This is a genomic window from Aquipuribacter nitratireducens, from assembly GCF_037860835.1.
Classification (GTDB): domain Bacteria; phylum Actinomycetota; class Actinomycetes; order Actinomycetales; family JBBAYJ01; genus Aquipuribacter; species Aquipuribacter nitratireducens.
On the sequence record NZ_JBBEOG010000001.1, the window covers coordinates 460,968 to 477,282 of the forward strand.

Sequence of the window (16,315 nt, forward strand, 5' to 3'; positions counted from 1 at the left end):
GTCACCACCGCCCACCCAGAACCACCCCACGACCACCGTCGGGCGAACCGGCCCACGGAGAACAGCCCGAGGAGGAGCCCCCAGTGGCCAAGGCGAAGTTCGAGCGGACCAAGCCGCACGTCAACATCGGCACCATCGGTCACATCGACCACGGCAAGACGACGCTCACCGCGGCGATCACGAAGGTGCTGCACGACAAGTACCCCGACCTCAACCAGGCCTCGCCGTTCGACCAGATCGACAAGGCCCCCGAGGAGCGCGAGCGCGGGATCACGATCTCGATCGCGCACGTCGAGTACCAGACGGAGAACCGTCACTACGCGCACGTCGACTGCCCCGGTCACGCCGACTACATCAAGAACATGATCACCGGCGCGGCCCAGATGGACGGTGCGATCCTCGTGGTCGCCGCCACCGACGGCCCGATGCCGCAGACGAAGGAGCACGTCCTCCTGGCCCGCCAGGTCGGCGTCCCCTACATCGTCGTGGCGCTCAACAAGGCCGACATGGTCGACGACGAGGAGATCCTCGAGCTCGTCGAGGTCGAGGTCCGCGACCTGCTGTCGCAGTACGAGTTCCCCGGCGACGACGTCCCCGTCGTCCGCGTCTCGGCGCTCAAGGCGCTCGAGGGCGACGCCGAGTGGAGCGAGAAGCTCCTCGAGCTCATGAACGCCGTCGACACGGCGATCCCGGAGCCCGAGCGCGCCGTCGACCAGCCGTTCCTCATGCCGATCGAGGACGTCTTCACGATCACCGGCCGCGGCACCGTCGTGACCGGTCGCGCCGAGCGCGGCATCCTCAAGGTCAACGAGGAGGTCGAGATCGTCGGCATCAAGGAGTCGTCGACCAAGACCACCGTCACCGGCGTCGAGATGTTCCGCAAGCTCCTCGACGAGGCGCGTGCGGGCGAGAACGTCGGCCTGCTCCTCCGCGGCATCAAGCGCGAGGACGTCGAGCGCGGCCAGGTCGTCGTGAAGCCGGGGTCGATCACGCCCCACACCGAGTTCGAGGCGCAGGTCTACATCCTGTCCAAGGACGAGGGTGGGCGTCACAACCCCTTCTACTCGAACTACCGTCCGCAGTTCTACTTCCGGACCACGGACGTCACCGGCGTCATCACGCTGCCCGAGGGCACCGAGATGGTCATGCCCGGCGACGACACGCAGATGACGGTCAACCTGATCCAGCCCATCGCCATGGAGCAGGGTCTGCGCTTCGCCATCCGCGAGGGCGGCCGCACCGTCGGCGCGGGTCGCGTCACCAAGATCCTCAAGTGATCTGAGCGGCGGCGACGCCCCGGTTCCCCCGGGGCGTCGCCGCCGTCGCACGTCCGGGGGAGGGGTCCTCCGGACGGCGCAGGCCGGCCCGGCCGGGGCCCGGGCGGTCGATTTGGGCGAGGGCCACCTCGTCTGTCAGACTGTCGCGGTTGCCCGGCGCAGGTCTGCGCCCACCAACGGCTCAGAGCTCAGCGCCCCGCACCGCGGGGGGCCGCGCCGGCCGGGGGAGGCACCCACCCCGTACCACCGAACGACACCGACCCGGACCCTCGTGGGGCGTGCGACACGCCCGAGCGCGGGGGTCGGCGGTACAGACCGAGCACGACCACCGGATGGCGGCCCTGACGGCCGGGAACCGGTACCGAGAAGAGAGAGTGGACGACGGCATGGCGGGACAGAAGATCCGCATCAGGCTCAAGGCCTACGACCACGAGGTCATCGACTCGTCGGCGCGCAAGATCGTCGAGACGGTCACCCGCACGGGTGCCTCCGTCGCCGGTCCCGTGCCGCTGCCGACGGAGAAGAACGTCTACTGCGTCATCCGCTCGCCCCACAAGTACAAGGACAGCCGCGAGCACTTCGAGATGCGCACCCACAAGCGGCTCATCGACATCCTCGACCCGACGCCCAAGACGGTGGACTCGCTCATGCGGCTCGACCTCCCCGCGGGCGTCGACATCGAGATCAAGCTCTGAGGGACCGATCGTGACCATCGAGAGAGACGTGAAGGCGCTGCTGGGCCGCAAGCTCGGCATGACGCAGGTCTGGGACGAGAACAACGTCCTCGTGCCCGTCACGGTCGTCGAGGCGGCCGGCAACGTCGTGACCGACGTGCTGACGGCCGACAAGGACGGCTACGCCGCGGTGCAGCTCGGGTTCGGGCGCATCGACCCGCGCAAGGTGAACCAGCCGATGTCCGGCCACTTCGAGCGCGCGGGCGTGCCGCCGCGGCGCCACCTCGTCGAGGTGCGCACCGCCGGCTCCTTCGAGCTCGGCCAGGAGGTCGGCCTCGACACGTTCGCGGGCGGTGACGTCGTCGACGTCGTCGGCACCACGAAGGGCAAGGGGCACGCGGGCGTCATGAAGCGCCACGGCTTCGCCGGCGTCAGCGCCTCGCACGGTGCCCACCGCAACCACCGCAAGCCCGGCTCCATCGGCGCCTGCGCGACCCCCGGTCGCGTGTTCAAGGGCGTCCGGATGGCCGGTCGCATGGGTGGCGCGCGCCAGACCACGCAGAACCTCACGGTCCATGCCGTCGACGCCGAGCGCGGCCTCGTGCTCGTCAAGGGCGCTATCCCGGGCCCGCGCGGTGGGGTCGTCCTGCTGAAGACCGCCAGCAAGAAGGGGGCCTGACCATGGCTACCGCCACGAAGGGTGCCGAGGGCACCGAGGGCCTCACGGTCCCGGTGACCACGGCCGACGGCTCGAGCAGCCGCTCCGTGGAGCTGCCCGCCGAGCTCTTCGGCGCGCAGACCAACGTGCCGCTCATCCACCAGGTGGTCGTCGCCCAGCTCGCGGCCGCGCGCCAGGGCACGCACAAGGTGAAGACCCGCGGCGAGGTCTCCGGCGGCGGCAAGAAGCCGTACCGCCAGAAGGGCACCGGCCGCGCCCGCCAGGGCTCGACCCGCGCCCCGCAGTTCGCCGGCGGCGGCACCGTCCACGGTCCCGTGCCGCGCGACTACTCGCAGCGCACCCCCAAGAAGATGAAGGCGGCCGCCCTGCGCGGTGCGCTGTCCGACCGGGCCCGCCACGGCCGGGTGCACGTCCTCGAGGGCGTCGTGTCCGGCGAGGTGCCGAGCACCAAGCAGGCCGCCGCGGCGCTCGCGGGTGTCAGCGAGCGGCGCAACCTGCTCGTGCTCGTGAGCCGCGACGACGAGCTCACGTGGAAGAGCGTGCGCAACCTCGCCGGCCTCCACGTGCTCGCCGTCGACCAGATCAACACCTACGACGTGCTCTGCGCCGACGACATCGTGTTCGTCGGCGGGGCGTACGACGAGTTCGTCCAGGCGCGTCAGCGCGGCGCGGCCGCTACCGACGAGGAGGCGACGGCGTGAGCGACTTCAGCACCGTCGGCAAGGACCCCCGCGACATCCTGCTCGCCCCCGTCGTGAGCGAGAAGTCGTACAGCCTGCAGGAGGAGGGGAAGTACACCTTCCTCGTCGACCCGCGCGCCACGAAGACCGAGATCAAGATCGCGGTCGAGAAGGTGTTCGGCGTCAAGGTGGCGACCAAGGGCGTCAACATCATCAACCGGCAGGGCAAGGCGCGTCGCACGCGCTACGGCCTGGGCCGCCGCAAGGACACGAAGCGCGCGATCGTCACCCTCCGCGAGGGCTCGATCGACATCTTCGGTCCGGTCGGCTGAGGCACGGACGACGTAGAGGACTGACTGACCAATGGCCATCCGCAAGTACAAGCCGACGACCCCGGGTCGCCGCGGCTCCTCGGTCGCCGACTTCGTCGAGGTGACGCGTAGCGAGCCCGAGAAGTCGCTCGTCAAGCCCCTCCCGAAGAAGGGCGGCCGCAACAACTCCGGCCGCATCACGACGCGTCACCAGGGCGGCGGCCACAAGCGCGCCTACCGCGTCATCGACTTCCGGCGCAACGACAAGGACGGCGTGACCGCGAAGGTCGCCCACATCGAGTACGACCCCAACCGCACCGCGCGCATCGCGCTGCTGCACTACGCCGACGGCGAGAAGCGCTACATCCTCGCGCCGTACCGGCTCTCGCAGGGCGACGTCGTGGAGAACGGGCCGGGCGCCGACATCAAGCCGGGCAACAACCTGCCGCTGCGCAACATCCCCGTCGGCACCGTCGTCCACGCGATCGAGCTCCGTCCCGGTGGCGGCGCGAAGATCGCCCGCTCCGCCGGTGCGAGCGTCCAGCTCGTCGCCCGCGAGGGCACCCACGCGCAGCTGCGCATGCCCTCCGGCGAGATCCGCAACGTCGACGTCCGCTGCCGCGCGACGATCGGCGAGGTCGGCAACGCCGAGCAGTCGAACATCAGCTGGGGCAAGGCGGGCCGCATGCGCTGGAAGGGCAAGCGCCCGACCGTCCGCGGTGTCGTCATGAACCCGGTCGACCACCCGCACGGCGGTGGTGAGGGCAAGACCTCCGGTGGCCGTCACCCCGTCAGCCCCTGGGGCAAGCCCGAGGGCCGTACCCGCCGGCCGAACAAGGCCAGCGACAAGCAGATCGTCCGCCGCCGCAAGACCGGCAAGAAGCGCTGAGAGGAGTTGCGACGATGCCACGCAGCCTGAAGAAGGGCCCCTTCGTCGACGACCACCTCGCGAAGAAGGTGGACGCGCAGAACGAGGCCGGCACGAAGAACGTCATCAAGACCTGGTCGCGCCGCTCGATGATCGTGCCCGACATGCTCGGCCACACCATCGCGGTGCACGACGGCCGCAAGCACGTCCCGGTGTTCGTCACCGAGTCGATGGTCGGCCACAAGCTGGGCGAGTTCGCCCCCACCCGCACCTTCCGCGGGCACGAGAAGGACGACCGGAAGGGCCGCCGCCGCTGAGGCGGGGCGTCCTCCCGAGACAGGTCAGGAGCTGACTATGGAAGCCACGGCGAAGGCGCGCCACGTGCGCGTCACGCCCATGAAGGCCCGTCGCGTCGTCGACCTCGTGCGCGGCAAGCGCGCCACGGAGGCGGTGCAGGTGCTGCGGTTCAGCCCGCAGTCCGCCGCGGAGCCGGTGCGCAAGCTCGTCGAGAGCGCGATCGCGAACGCCCGGGTGCAGGCCGACCAGTTCGGTGAGCGCTTCGTCGCGGACGACCTCGTCGTCACGACGGCGTTCGTCGACGAGGGGCCGACCCTCAAGCGGTTCCAGCCGCGGGCCCAGGGCCGCGCGTTCCGCATCCGCAAGCGCACGAGCCACATCACCGTCGTCGTGTCGTCGCCCGAGGTCGAGGCCGCCGGCACCGCTCCGGCGGGCCGCACGACGCGCAGCACGAAGGGAGCCCGCTGATGGGTCAGAAGGTCAACCCGCACGGGTTCCGCCTCGGCATCACCACCGAGCACAAGTCGCGGTGGTTCGCCGACTCGACGACGTCGGGCCAGCGCTACCGCGACTACGTGGGCGAGGACGTCAAGATCCGCAAGCTCATGACGGACGGCCTCGAGCGCGCCGGCATCGCGAAGGTCGAGATCGAGCGCACGCGCGACCGCGTCCGCGTCGACCTCCACACCGCCCGCCCCGGCATCGTCATCGGCCGCCGTGGCGCCGAGGCCGACCGCCTGCGCGGCGAGCTGGAGAAGCTCACGGGCAAGCAGGTGCAGCTCAACATCCTCGAGGTGAAGAACCCCGAGGGCGACGCCCAGCTCGTCGCCGTCGGCATCGCGGAGCAGCTGAGCAGCCGCGTGTCCTTCCGCCGCGCCATGCGCAAGGGCATGCAGTCCGCGCAGCGCGCCGGCGCCAAGGGCGTGCGCGTGCAGGTGTCCGGCCGCCTCGGCGGAGCGGAGATGAGCCGCACGGAGTTCTACCGCGAGGGCCGGGTCCCGCTGCACACGCTGCGCGCGAACGTCGACTACGGGTTCTTCGAGGCCCGCACGACGTTCGGCCGCATCGGCGTCAAGGTGTGGATCTACAACGGCGACAAGACGGCCAAGGAGCTCGCCCGCGAGCAGGCCGCCGCCGCCCCGCGCGGTCGCGGTCGCGACCGTGGCGAGCGCCCCGGCCGCCGTGGCGACCGCCCCGAGCGCGCGCCGCGCAGCGAGGCGCCGGTCGCCGAGCCGGCGGCCGCCGCCGGCCAGGACGCCGCCCCCGTCACCGAGACGGTCTCGAACCCGACCGCCGTCGCCGAGCCCACCGGGGCGGGGACGTCGCAGCAGACCGGACAGGAGGCCTGAGGACGATGCTCATCCCGCGTCGCGTCAAGCACCGCAAGCAGCACCACCCGCACCGCGGTGGGGCTGCCAAGGGCGGCACGCAGGTGACGTTCGGCGAGTGGGGCCTGCAGGCCCTCGAGCCCGCCTACGTCACCAACCGGCAGATCGAGTCGGCGCGTATCGCCATGACCCGCCACATCAAGCGTGGCGGCAAGGTCTGGATCAACATCTACCCGGACCGCCCGATCACGAAGAAGCCCGCCGAGACCCGCATGGGCTCCGGCAAGGGCTCGCCCGAGTGGTGGGTGGCCAACGTCAAGCCGGGCCGCGTGATGTTCGAGCTCAGCTACCCGAGCGAGGACGTCGCCCGCGAGGCGCTCACCCGCGCCATGCACAAGCTGCCCATGAAGTGCCGGATCGTCCAGCGTGAGGGTGGTGACATCTGATGAGCGTCGGGAGCAAGGACCTCGCGCCCGCCAACCTGCGGACCTTCGACGACGAGCGACTCGTCGAGGAGCTCCGCAAGGCGAAGGAGGAGCTGTTCAACCTCCGCTTCGCCTCCGCCACGGGTCAGCTGGAGAGCCACGGCCGCCTCAAGGCCGTCAAGCGGGACATCGCCCGGATCTACACCGTGATGCGCGAGCGGGAGCTCGGCATCACCACCCAGGAGGTGGCCTCATGAGCACGGAGACCGAGCGCGGCAACCGCAAGGTGCGCCGCGGGTACGTCGTCAGCGACAAGATGGACAAGACCGTCGTCGTCGCCGTCGAGGACCGCGTCAAGCACCCGCTGTACGGCAAGGTCCTGCGCCGCACCAGCAAGGTGAAGGCGCACGACGAGCAGAACGGCGCCGGCATCGGCGACCTCGTGCTGCTGATGGAGACCCGGCCGCTGTCCGCGACCAAGCGCTGGCGCGTGGTCGAGGTCCTCGAGAAGGCGAAGTGAGGCACCAGTGATCCAGCAGGAGTCCCGGCTCAAGGTCGCCGACAACACCGGTGCGAAGGAGATCCTCTGCATCCGCGTGCTCGGTGGCTCCGGCCGTCGCTACGCCGGCATCGGCGACACGATCGTCGCGACCGTCAAGGACGCCATCCCCGGCGGGAACGTCAAGCGCGGTGACGTCGTCAAGGCCGTCGTCGTGCGCACCGTCAAGGAGCGCCGCCGGCCCGACGGCAGCTACATCCGCTTCGACGAGAACGCCGCGGTGATCCTCCGCAACGACGGCGACCCGCGCGGCACGCGCATCTTCGGGCCCGTCGGTCGCGAGCTGCGCGACAAGAAGTTCATGAAGATCATCTCGCTGGCACCGGAGGTGCTGTGATGAGCGCGGGCAAGTTCCGCATCAAGAAGGGCGACACCGTCAAGGTGATCGCCGGGGCACGCCAGTCCCGCGGCGGCGACCGCGGCAAGACCGGCAAGGTGCTCGCCGTCTACCACGACACCAACCGGGTGCTCGTGGAGGGCGTCAACCGGGTGACGAAGCACGTGCGCGCCGGCCAGACCGGCCGGGGCTCGCGCACGGGCGGTCTCGTCCACACCGAGGCGCCGATCCACGTCTCCAACGTCGCCCTCGTCGACCCCGAGTCCGGCGAGGCCACCCGCGTGGGCATCCGCGTCGAGACCCAGGAGCGCGGCGGCCGGGAGCGCGTCGTGCGCGTCCGCGTCGCCAAGCGTTCCGGCAAGGACATCGCATGACCGACACCACCACCGCCCCGGAGACCGCGGCGGCCGACGAGCGGCCGCAGCCGCGGCTCAAGCTGCGCTACCGCGAGGAGATCCTCCCCGCGCTGCGCGAGGAGTTCGGCCACGCCAACGTCATGCAGGTGCCGGGCGTCGTCAAGGTCGTCGTCAACATGGGCGTCGGGGACGCGGCGCGCGACTCCAAGCTCATCGACGGCGCCGTCCGCGACCTCACGGCCATCACCGGCCAGAAGCCGCAGGTGACGAAGGCCCGCAAGTCCATCGCGCAGTTCAAGCTCCGCGAGGGCATGCCGATCGGCGCGCACGTCACGCTGCGCGGCGACCGCATGTGGGAGTTCCTCGACCGCCTGCTGAGCGTCGCCCTGCCCCGCATCCGCGACTTCCGCGGGCTGTCGGACCGGCAGTTCGACGGGCGCGGCAACTACACGTTCGGTCTCACGGAGCAGGCGATGTTCCACGAGATCGACCAGGACAAGGTCGACCGCGTCCGCGGCATGGACATCACCGTCGTGACGTCCGCGACCTCCGACGACGAGGGCCGCAGCCTGCTCCGCAGGCTCGGGTTCCCCTTCAAGGCCAGCTGAGGGGAGGAGTACCCACATGGCGAAGACCGCCCTCATCAACAAGGCCGCCCGCAAGCCGAAGTTCAAGGTGCGCGCCTACACCCGCTGCCAGAAGTGCGGCCGCCCGCACTCGGTGTACCGCAAGTTCGGCCTGTGCCGCGTGTGCCTGCGCGAGATGGCGCACGCCGGCGAGCTGCCGGGCGTCACCAAGAGCTCCTGGTAAGTCCCACCCCCCGCACGACCCACTGACGCGCCGCAGGTCCCACCCGGAAACCACGGCGAGGAAGGGCAGAAGCCCGATGACGATGACCGACCCGATCGCGGACATGCTGACGCGTCTGCGGAACGCCAACTCGGCGTACCACGACGACGTCTCCATGCCCTACAGCAAGCTCAAGGCGAACGTCGCCGACATCCTCAAGCAGGAGGGCTACATCGCCGGCTGGAGCGTGGCGGAGGCCGAGGTCGGCCGCACGCTCACCATCCAGCTGAAGTTCGGCCCCCAGCGCGAGCGCTCGATCGCCGGCCTGCGCCGCGTGTCGAAGCCGGGGCTGCGCGTGTACGCCAAGTCCACCAACCTGCCGCGCGTCCTCGGGGGCCTCGGCGTGGCGATCCTGTCCACGTCGTCGGGGCTGCTGACCGACAAGCAGGCGAAGACCAAGGGCGTGGGCGGGGAAGTCCTCGCCTACGTCTGGTGACGGGCGAGCCGAGGACCTGAGGAGGCAGACATGTCGCGCATCGGCAAGAACCCGGTGACCGTGCCGTCCGGCGTCACGGTCGCCCTGGACGGTCGCACCGTCAACGTCAAGGGCCCCAAGGGCGAGCTGAGCCACACCGTGGCCGAGCCCATCACCGTGTCGCAGGAGGACGGCTCGCTCGTCGTCGCCCGTCCGGACGACGAGCGCCGCTCGAAGTCCCTGCACGGCCTGACCCGCACCCTCATCGCCAACATGGTGACGGGCGTGACGGACGGCTACACGCGCAAGATGGAGATCCACGGCACGGGCTACCGCGTCCAGGCCAAGGGCAGCAACCTCGAGTTCGCCCTCGGCTACAGCCACTCCATCACCATCGAGCCGCCGGCGGGCATCAGCTTCGCCGTCGAGAACCCGACCCGCTTCTCGGTGTCGGGTATCGACAAGCAGCTCGTGGGCGAGGTGGCCGCCAACATCCACAAGCTCCGCAAGCCCGACCCGTACAAGGGCAAGGGCATCCGCTACGAGGGCGAGCAGATCCGCCGCAAGGTCGGGAAGGCTGGGAAGAAGTAATGCCCACTGTCGTCGAGCGCAGCACGCGCCACGGAGGCCGGGGCCGCGTCGCGGCCCGCAGCCGTCGTCACCAGCGCGTCCGCAAGTACGTCGTCGGGACCGCCGAGCGTCCCCGCCTCGTCGTCACCCGCTCCCTGCGCCACGTCGTGGCGCAGGTCGTGGACGACGGGTCCGGTCGGACGATCGCGTCGGCCTCGACCCTCGAGGTCGACCTGCGCGCCGCCGAGGGCGACAAGACGGCCAAGGCGAAGGCCGTCGGCGAGCTCGTCGCCGAGCGCGCGAAGGCCGCCGGCGTCACCGCCGTCGTCTTCGACCGCTCCGGCAACAAGTACCACGGCCGGGTCGCGGCCGTGGCGGACGGCGCCCGCGAGAAGGGGCTGCAGCTGTGACGCGGCTCCCGCACGACCTCACGCACCCGAAGGAAGGAAACCTCTGATGGCTGGACCGCAGCAGCGCCGCGGTGGCACCGCCGGCGGCGGTGGCCCCGAGGGCGGCCGCGACGGTCGCCGTGACCGCCGTGACCGCCGCGACGACCGCGGTGGGCGTGGCGGCGAGGACCGCAACCAGTACGTGGAGCGGGTCGTCGCGATCAACCGCGTCGCCAAGGTCGTGAAGGGTGGTCGGCGCTTCAGCTTCACCGCCCTCGTGGTCGTGGGCGACGGCGACGGCATGGTCGGCGTCGGCTACGGCAAGGCGAAGGAGGTGCCCGCGGCGATCAGCAAGGGCGTCGAGGAGGCGAAGAAGAACTTCTTCCGCGTCCCCCGCATCGCCGGCACCGTCCCGCACCCGGTCCAGGGGGAGAAGGCGGCCGGTGTCGTCATGCTCCGCCCGGCCGCGCCCGGTACCGGGGTCATCGCCGGCGGGCCCGTCCGCGCCGTCCTCGAGGCGGCCGGCATCCACGACGTGCTGAGCAAGTCGCTCGGCTCCGACAACGCGATCAACATCGTGCACGCGACGGTCGCGGCCCTCAAGGGCCTGGAGCCGCCGGAGTCGGTCGCCGCCCGTCGCGGCCTGCCTCTGGAGGACGTGGCCCCGGCCGCGCTGCTGCGTGCCCGGCAGGAGGCGTCCTGATCATGGCTGCCAGCACGAAGGCCTCGAGCAAGCGGCTCAAGGTCACCCAGGTCAAGAGCGTCATCGGCGGCACCCACGGGCAGCGGAACACCGTCCGCTCGCTGGGTCTCAAGCGCATCGGTGACGTCGTCGTGAAGGAGGACCGTCCCGAGATCCGCGGGATGGTCGCCACCGTGGCGCACCTCGTCGCGGTCGAGGAGGTCGAGTGACGATGGCGAAGCAGGACAGGCCCGCCGAGCACGCGCTGAAGGTCCACCACCTGCGCCCCGCGCCGGGCGCGCACACCGCCAAGACGCGCGTCGGTCGCGGTGAGGCGAGCAAGGGCAAGACCGCCGGGCGCGGCACCAAGGGCACGAAGGCCCGCTACCAGGTCCCGGAGCGCTTCGAGGGCGGGCAGACCCCGCTCCACATGCGCCTGCCGAAGCTGCGCGGGTTCACCAACCGGTTCCGCACGGAGTACCAGGTCGTCAACCTGGACCGCCTGCAGGAGCTCTACCCCGAGGGCGGCACGGTGACCCCGGTCGACCTCGTGAAGCGGGGTGCCGTCCGCGACGGCGCGCCCGTCAAGGTGCTCGGCACCGGCGACGTCACCGTCGCCCTCCAGGTGTCGGCGCACAAGTTCTCGGCGTCCGCCGCGAGCAAGATCGAGGCGGCAGGCGGGACCACCACCACCGTCTGACACACCGTCTGACACACCGTCTGATCGGCGTGACCGCCCGTCGAGGGCGGGTCGCGGCCGCCCGCGCGGCCGGCTGACCACCACCAGGACCGGGGCCTCGGCCCCGGTCCTGGTGTTAGGGTCGCGGGCACGAGGCGGGTCGCTGCGGTGCACCGGCCAGCCGTCCGTGCCCCTCTCGGGGGCCTAGCAGGAGGTACATCCGTCGTGGTCAGCCTCGGCGCGTTCATCAGCGCGTTCAAGACCCCCGACCTGCGCGCGAAGATCCTGTTCACGCTCGGGATCATGGCGATCTTCCGGCTCGGGTCGTTCATCCCGACCCCCGGTGTCGACTTCGGCAACGTCCGGGAGTGCCTCGCGCTCGCCGAGACCCAGGGCGGCGTCTTCGGCCTCATCAACCTCTTCAGCGGGGGCGCGCTGCTGCAGCTGTCGATCTTCGCGCTGGGGATCCTCCCCTACATCACGGCGAGCATCATCGTGCAGCTGCTCACGGTCGTGATCCCGCGCTTCGAGGAGCTGAAGAAGGAGGGGCAGACGGGCACGGCGAAGCTCACGCAGTACACCCGCTACCTCACCATCGGCCTCGCGATCCTCCAGTCCACGACGTTCGTCACCCTGGCCCGCACCAACGCCATCTTCGGCGGCGCGTGCGACCCGGCCGCGTTCCCCACCATCCCGGACCAGAGCGTGCCGGTGCTGCTCCTCATGATCCTCACGATGACGGCCGGCACCGGGCTCATCATGTGGCTCGGCGAGCTCATCACCGCCCGTGGCGTCGGCAACGGCATGTCGCTGCTGATCTTCACCTCCATCGCCGCGACCTTCCCCAGCTCGCTGTGGAACATCGCCCAGCAGCAGTCCTTCGAGACGATGCTGCTCGTCATCGCGATCGGCCTCGTCATCGTCGCCGCGGTCGTCTTCGTCGAGCAGAGCCAGCGCCGCATCCCCGTGCAGTACGCGAAGCGGATGGTGGGCCAGCGGGCCTACGGCGGCACGAGCACCTACATCCCGCTCAAGGTCAACATGGCCGGCGTCATCCCGGTCATCTTCGCGAGCTCGCTGCTGTACCTCCCGGCGCTCATCGCGCAGTTCTCGCCGGAGTCGACGTGGGCGGGCTGGATCAACACGTACTTCGCGACCGGCGACCACCCCATCTACATGGCGGTCTACTTCGGGCTCATCATCTTCTTCGCGTTCTTCTACGTCGCCATCACGTTCAACCCCGACGACGTGGCGGAGAACATGCGCAAGTACGGCGGGTTCATCCCGGGGATCCGCGCCGGGCGGCCGACGGCGGAGTACCTCGACTACGTCATCACGCGCATCACGTTCCCCGGGGCGATCTACCTCGGCGTGGTCGCCCTCATCCCGCTGGTCGCGATCGTCCTCGTCGACGCCAACCAGAACTTCCCCTTCGGTGGCGCGTCGATCCTCATCGTCGTCGGCGTCGGGCTCGAGACGGTCAAGCAGATCCAGTCCCAGCTCCAGCAGCGCAACTACGAAGGGTTCCTTCGATGACGCGACTCGTCCTCCTCGGACCGCCCGGCGCGGGCAAGGGCACGCAGGCGGCCCGGCTGGCCGCCACGCTCGGGGTGCCGGCCATCTCGACCGGCGACATCTTCCGGCGCAACGTCGCCGACGGCACCGAGCTCGGTGTCACTGCGAAGCGGTACATGGACGCGGGGGAGTACGTCCCCGACTCGGTGACGAACGCGATGGTCGCCGACCGGCTCGCCGAGCCCGACGCCTCCGACGGGTTCCTGCTCGACGGCTACCCGCGTACCGCCGAGCAGGTCGAGGAGCTCGACCGCATGCTCGCAGCGCAGGACGCTCGGCTCGACCACGTCGTCGAGCTGACCGCCGACACCGACGAGGTCGTCCAGCGGCTGCTCAAGCGGGCCCAGGAGCAGGGCCGCAGCGACGACACCGAGGACGTCGTCCGCCGGCGGCTGGAGGTCTACGCCGAGCAGACGGCACCGCTCGCCGCCGTCTACGAGCGGCGCGACCTGCTCGTCCGCGTCGACGGCATGGGCGAGGTGGACGAGGTCACCGCCCGCCTGCTCGACGCCATCGGCGTCTCCGTCTGACCCGCCCCTCGCTCGTGTTCGGCCGGGAGCGCATCGAGTACAAGACCGTCGCGCAGGTCCGCACCATGCGCCGCGCGGGTCTCGTGGTCGCCGCGGCGCTCGACGCGGTCCGTGCAGCGGTGCGTCCCGGTGTGACGACGGCGGAGCTCGACGAGGTCGCGGCGCGGGTCATCGCCGACGCCGGGGCGACGTCGAACTTCCTCGGCTACCACGGCTACCCCCGGACGGTGTGCTCGTCCGTCGACGACGAGGTGGTCCACGGCATCCCGGGGGACCGGGTGCTGCGGCCCGGGCAGCTGGTGAGCGTCGACTGCGGCGCGGTGGTCGACGGCTGGCACGGTGACGCGGCGTTCTCCGTGCTCGTGCCCGACGTCGACGGTTCCGACGTCTCGTCCGCCGCGGACCGCGCCCTCGTCGCCGCCACCGAGGAGTCCCTGTGGCGGGGGATCGCCGCGCTGCGCGTGGGGGAGCCCGTCGCGCGCGTCGGGGAGGCGGTCGACGACTTCGTCACCCACGAGTGCGACGGGCGCTACGGGCTCGTGGAGGAGTACACAGGACACGGCATCGGCACCGCCATGCACCAGCCGCCGGAGGTGCTCAACTACCGCGCCGGTGGTCGCTCGCCGCGCGTGAGGGCCGGGCTGTGCGTCGCCGTCGAGCCGATGCTGACGGCCGGCTCGGCCGCGACCCGACTGCTCGACGACGGCTGGACCGTCGTGACGGCCGACGGGTCCAGGGCGGCGCACGTGGAGCACTCCGTCGCGGTGCTGGCGGACGGTCTCTTCGTGCTCACCGCCCCCGACGGAGGGCGTGCCCGGCTGGAGGCGATGGGCGTGCGGGTCTCCGACGCCGTGGAGCCGGCCGCCGCCTGACGTCGGCACAAGCGCTGTCACCTGGACGGCGCAACCGCGCAGAATCACCCGAAGGGCACAGCGGTGGCTGTGCGTATCGCCAGGGATGCGTCGAGTGTCCGGAAGGTGACGCGCCGTCGTGGCCTCGCCGTCGGTTCATGACAGGGCGACGTCCTGTGACTACCGGGGGTGTGACCGCTCACCCGACCGGCGCAGCCGGCGTGACGACGTGGCAGGTGAGAGCCGTGAGGACTCGTGGTCACAGGGCGGTCGCCCGTATTGACACCTCGGGGCCGTGCTGGTGCGCTGTGCCCGACGCGACCGCGTCGTCCCTGCGCCCATCCCGGAGGTCCCGCCGTGCTGTTCCGACTGCGCTCCCGCGTCCTGACACTGTCCGCCGTCCTGCTCGCCGCCCTGCTCGGTGGTGTCCTCACCACGACCGCGTCCGCCTCCGCGGCCACCGGCGCCGCGCCCGCCGTCGCGGCGAAGTCGTGGCTGCCGTACAAGAGCTGGCTGCCGTACGAGTCGGGTGTGGCGGCGAAGTCGTGGCTGCCGTACGAGTCGGGTGTGGCGGCGAAGTCGTGGCTGCCGTACAAGAGCTGGCTGCCGTACGAGTCGGGTGTGGCGGCGAAGTCGTGGCTGCCGTACAAGAGCTGGCTGCCGTACGAGTCCGGTGTCGCCGCGAAGTCGTGGCTGCCGTACAAGAGCTGGCTCCCGTACTCGACGACGAGCAGCAGCAAGTACGTGCGCGCCGTCTGACGTCCCCGGTGACGGTGCCCCCGCCCTGCCAGGGACGGGGGCGCCGTCCTGTTCGAGCACCTCCGGTGCAGTCGTCGTGGTCGTGATCGGCGCCGACCTGGCCGGTCCCGGCTGATTTCGGCATCCGGGCGCTATGCCGTAGGATCGCCGTTTGGCACACGGCTTCAACGTCCCGTTCGCCCCCGCGGCTGGTCTGGGTGGACGGGACTCGTCACGCGTGGGCTCGGTGCGCACCGCCGGTGCGCAGCAACTGTCGGAGGCTCCCCCGAGGAGCGCGTAGGGATAGCGGAGGACATGCCGAAGAAGGACGGGGTCATCGAGATCGAGGGCAGCGTGGTCGAAGCCCTCCCCAACGCCATGTTCCGCGTCGAGCTGGAGAACGGGCACAAGGTGCTCGCGCACATCTCCGGGAAGATGCGGCAGCACTACATCCGGATCCTCCCGGAGGACCGCGTGGTGGTGGAGCTCAGCCCGTACGACCTGTCCCGCGGACGCATCGTCTACCGCTACAAGTGACGGCACGCCTCTGCGAGGGGCTGTGTCGCCAGGGAGTCCATCGATGAAGGTCAAGCCCAGCGTCAAGAAGATCTGCGACAACTGCAAGGTGATCCGCCGTCACGGCCGGGTCATGGTCATCTGCACCAACCTGCGCCACAAGCAGCGCCAGGGCTGAGCAGCTCCGACCACCTGCACCACCACCCCTGCGGTGCCCGACCCCGGGACGGCGTGAGCACGCCGGACCGGACGACACCCCCGGACGAGGGCCGGGGACCCGCGAGAGACGCTCGCGGGACAGGCAGCCGCGCAGACCCTCGTGCACCGAGAGGCACCACCACCCATGGCACGTCTTGTCGGCGTCGACCTGCCCCGTGAGAAGCGGGTCGAGATCGCCCTCACCTACGTCTTCGGCATCGGGCGCACCCGGTCGACGGAGACCCTCGCGGCCACCGGCATCGGGTCGGACGTCCGCGTGAAGGACCTCACCGAGGAGCAGCTCGTCGCGCTCCGCGACCACATCGAGGCCAACTACCGCGTCGAGGGCGACCTGCGGCGCGAGGTGGCCGCCGACATCCGCCGCAAGGTCGAGATCGGCAGCTACGAGGGGCTGCGCCACCGCCGCCACCTCCCGGTCCGCGGCCAGCGCACCAAGACCAACGCCCGCACCCGCAAGGGTCCGAAGCGGACCGTCGCCGGCAAGAAGAAGGTCGGCAAGAAGTGAGCCGGC

The 16,315-nt window shown here is 70.8% G+C and carries 28 protein-coding genes and 1 pseudogene; all 29 read left to right on the forward strand.

Annotated features, from left to right (window positions below):
* Nucleotides 1-83: 83 nt before the first annotated feature.
* The 29 genes and pseudogenes from tuf (at nt 84) to rpsM (ending at nt 16,309) form a co-directional block, all read left to right on the forward strand.
* Nucleotides 84-1,277, forward strand: coding sequence for an elongation factor Tu (gene tuf, locus WAB14_RS01955; RefSeq protein ID WP_340266846.1), 1,194 nt, complete (start codon nt 84-86; stop codon nt 1,275-1,277).
* 386 nt (nt 1,278-1,663) lie between these two features.
* On the forward strand, nt 1,664-1,972 hold the full coding sequence (rpsJ, locus tag WAB14_RS01960) for a 30S ribosomal protein S10 (protein ID WP_336920713.1): 309 nt from the start codon (nt 1,664-1,666) through the stop codon (nt 1,970-1,972).
* Nucleotides 1,973-1,982: 10 nt separating this feature from the next.
* Entirely contained in the window at nt 1,983-2,630 is a 648-nt protein-coding gene (rplC, locus tag WAB14_RS01965; protein WP_340266848.1) for a 50S ribosomal protein L3, read from the forward strand.
* A gap of 2 nt (nt 2,631-2,632) precedes the next feature.
* On the forward strand, nt 2,633-3,331 hold the full coding sequence (rplD, locus tag WAB14_RS01970; RefSeq protein ID WP_340266850.1) for a 50S ribosomal protein L4: 699 nt from the start codon (nt 2,633-2,635) through the stop codon (nt 3,329-3,331).
* Nucleotides 3,328-3,642 carry a 50S ribosomal protein L23 gene (gene rplW / locus WAB14_RS01975; RefSeq protein ID WP_340266852.1) on the forward strand — a complete coding sequence of 105 codons (315 nt, stop codon included), beginning with the start codon at nt 3,328-3,330 and terminating at the stop codon, nt 3,640-3,642. The genes rplD and rplW overlap by 4 nt, the downstream gene beginning before the upstream one ends.
* A 31-nt stretch (nt 3,643-3,673) precedes the next feature.
* Nucleotides 3,674-4,510, forward strand: coding sequence for a 50S ribosomal protein L2 (gene rplB / locus WAB14_RS01980; RefSeq protein ID WP_340266854.1), 837 nt, complete (start codon nt 3,674-3,676; stop codon nt 4,508-4,510).
* A 14-nt stretch (nt 4,511-4,524) separates the two neighbouring features.
* Nucleotides 4,525-4,806, forward strand: a complete 282-nt coding sequence (gene rpsS / locus WAB14_RS01985) for a 30S ribosomal protein S19 (RefSeq protein WP_336920718.1) — start codon at nt 4,525-4,527, stop codon at nt 4,804-4,806.
* A 37-nt stretch (nt 4,807-4,843) separates the two neighbouring features.
* Complete coding sequence (gene rplV / locus WAB14_RS01990) at nt 4,844-5,254, forward strand: 50S ribosomal protein L22 (RefSeq protein ID WP_340266858.1); 411 nt, start codon at nt 4,844-4,846, stop codon at nt 5,252-5,254.
* Nucleotides 5,254-6,135: a 30S ribosomal protein S3 gene (gene rpsC / locus WAB14_RS01995; protein ID WP_340266860.1), complete on the forward strand. Its 882-nt coding sequence runs from the start codon at nt 5,254-5,256 to the stop codon at nt 6,133-6,135. Before rplV ends, rpsC begins: the two co-directional genes overlap by 1 nt.
* 5 nt (nt 6,136-6,140) lie before the next feature.
* A complete protein-coding gene (gene rplP / locus WAB14_RS02000) occupies nt 6,141-6,560 on the forward strand; it encodes a 50S ribosomal protein L16 (RefSeq protein WP_340266862.1) in 420 nt (139 codons plus the stop codon).
* Nucleotides 6,560-6,790: pseudogene (rpmC, locus tag WAB14_RS02005) on the forward strand (50S ribosomal protein L29); the annotation flags it as partial. The gene rplP and the pseudogene rpmC, both read left to right, overlap by 1 nt.
* Nucleotides 6,791-6,792: 2 nt before the next feature.
* Nucleotides 6,793-7,059 (forward strand): 30S ribosomal protein S17, encoded by a 267-nt coding sequence (gene rpsQ, locus WAB14_RS02010; RefSeq protein ID WP_340266864.1) that lies wholly within the window; start codon nt 6,793-6,795, stop codon nt 7,057-7,059.
* Between the two features lie 7 nt (nt 7,060-7,066).
* On the forward strand, nt 7,067-7,435 hold the full coding sequence (gene rplN, locus WAB14_RS02015) for a 50S ribosomal protein L14 (protein ID WP_336920723.1): 369 nt from the start codon (nt 7,067-7,069) through the stop codon (nt 7,433-7,435).
* Complete coding sequence (gene rplX, locus WAB14_RS02020) at nt 7,435-7,809, forward strand: 50S ribosomal protein L24 (protein WP_340266867.1); 375 nt, start codon at nt 7,435-7,437, stop codon at nt 7,807-7,809. The genes rplN and rplX overlap by 1 nt, the downstream gene beginning before the upstream one ends.
* Nucleotides 7,806-8,399 (forward strand): 50S ribosomal protein L5, encoded by a 594-nt coding sequence (gene rplE, locus WAB14_RS02025; protein WP_340266869.1) that lies wholly within the window; start codon nt 7,806-7,808, stop codon nt 8,397-8,399. Before rplX ends, rplE begins: the two co-directional genes overlap by 4 nt.
* A gap of 16 nt (nt 8,400-8,415) precedes the next feature.
* Nucleotides 8,416-8,601 carry a type Z 30S ribosomal protein S14 gene (locus WAB14_RS02030; protein ID WP_340266871.1) on the forward strand — a complete coding sequence of 62 codons (186 nt, stop codon included), beginning with the start codon at nt 8,416-8,418 and terminating at the stop codon, nt 8,599-8,601.
* Between the two features lie 76 nt (nt 8,602-8,677).
* Complete coding sequence (rpsH, locus tag WAB14_RS02035) at nt 8,678-9,076, forward strand: 30S ribosomal protein S8 (protein WP_340266874.1); 399 nt, start codon at nt 8,678-8,680, stop codon at nt 9,074-9,076.
* A 30-nt stretch (nt 9,077-9,106) separates the two neighbouring features.
* Nucleotides 9,107-9,646: a 50S ribosomal protein L6 gene (rplF, locus tag WAB14_RS02040; RefSeq protein ID WP_340266876.1), complete on the forward strand. Its 540-nt coding sequence runs from the start codon at nt 9,107-9,109 to the stop codon at nt 9,644-9,646.
* Entirely contained in the window at nt 9,646-10,035 is a 390-nt protein-coding gene (rplR, locus tag WAB14_RS02045) for a 50S ribosomal protein L18 (RefSeq protein ID WP_340266878.1), read from the forward strand. Before rplF ends, rplR begins: the two co-directional genes overlap by 1 nt.
* Nucleotides 10,036-10,081: 46 nt before the next feature.
* Nucleotides 10,082-10,717 carry a 30S ribosomal protein S5 gene (rpsE, locus tag WAB14_RS02050; protein ID WP_340266880.1) on the forward strand — a complete coding sequence of 212 codons (636 nt, stop codon included), beginning with the start codon at nt 10,082-10,084 and terminating at the stop codon, nt 10,715-10,717.
* Nucleotides 10,718-10,719: 2 nt separating this feature from the next.
* Nucleotides 10,720-10,926, forward strand: a complete 207-nt coding sequence (gene rpmD, locus WAB14_RS02055; RefSeq protein WP_340266882.1) for a 50S ribosomal protein L30 — start codon at nt 10,720-10,722, stop codon at nt 10,924-10,926.
* A gap of 2 nt (nt 10,927-10,928) precedes the next feature.
* Entirely contained in the window at nt 10,929-11,396 is a 468-nt protein-coding gene (rplO, locus tag WAB14_RS02060) for a 50S ribosomal protein L15 (protein ID WP_340266884.1), read from the forward strand.
* A 204-nt stretch (nt 11,397-11,600) separates the two neighbouring features.
* Entirely contained in the window at nt 11,601-12,911 is a 1,311-nt protein-coding gene (secY, locus tag WAB14_RS02065) for a preprotein translocase subunit SecY (protein ID WP_340266886.1), read from the forward strand.
* A complete protein-coding gene (locus WAB14_RS02070) occupies nt 12,908-13,480 on the forward strand; it encodes an adenylate kinase (RefSeq protein ID WP_340266888.1) in 573 nt (190 codons plus the stop codon). The genes secY and WAB14_RS02070 overlap by 4 nt, the downstream gene beginning before the upstream one ends.
* 14 nt (nt 13,481-13,494) lie before the next feature.
* Nucleotides 13,495-14,352, forward strand: a complete 858-nt coding sequence (gene map, locus WAB14_RS02075; protein WP_340266891.1) for a type I methionyl aminopeptidase — start codon at nt 13,495-13,497, stop codon at nt 14,350-14,352.
* A 336-nt stretch (nt 14,353-14,688) separates the two neighbouring features.
* Nucleotides 14,689-15,090 carry a hypothetical protein gene (locus WAB14_RS02080; RefSeq protein ID WP_340266894.1) on the forward strand — a complete coding sequence of 134 codons (402 nt, stop codon included), beginning with the start codon at nt 14,689-14,691 and terminating at the stop codon, nt 15,088-15,090.
* A 294-nt stretch (nt 15,091-15,384) separates the two neighbouring features.
* Complete coding sequence (gene infA, locus WAB14_RS02085) at nt 15,385-15,606, forward strand: translation initiation factor IF-1 (protein WP_336920739.1); 222 nt, start codon at nt 15,385-15,387, stop codon at nt 15,604-15,606.
* 43 nt (nt 15,607-15,649) lie between these two features.
* Nucleotides 15,650-15,763, forward strand: coding sequence for a 50S ribosomal protein L36 (gene rpmJ, locus WAB14_RS02090; protein ID WP_110851912.1), 114 nt, complete (start codon nt 15,650-15,652; stop codon nt 15,761-15,763).
* Nucleotides 15,764-15,928: 165 nt separating this feature from the next.
* On the forward strand, nt 15,929-16,309 hold the full coding sequence (gene rpsM / locus WAB14_RS02095) for a 30S ribosomal protein S13 (protein ID WP_340266901.1): 381 nt from the start codon (nt 15,929-15,931) through the stop codon (nt 16,307-16,309).
* Nucleotides 16,310-16,315: the final 6 nt, after the last annotated feature.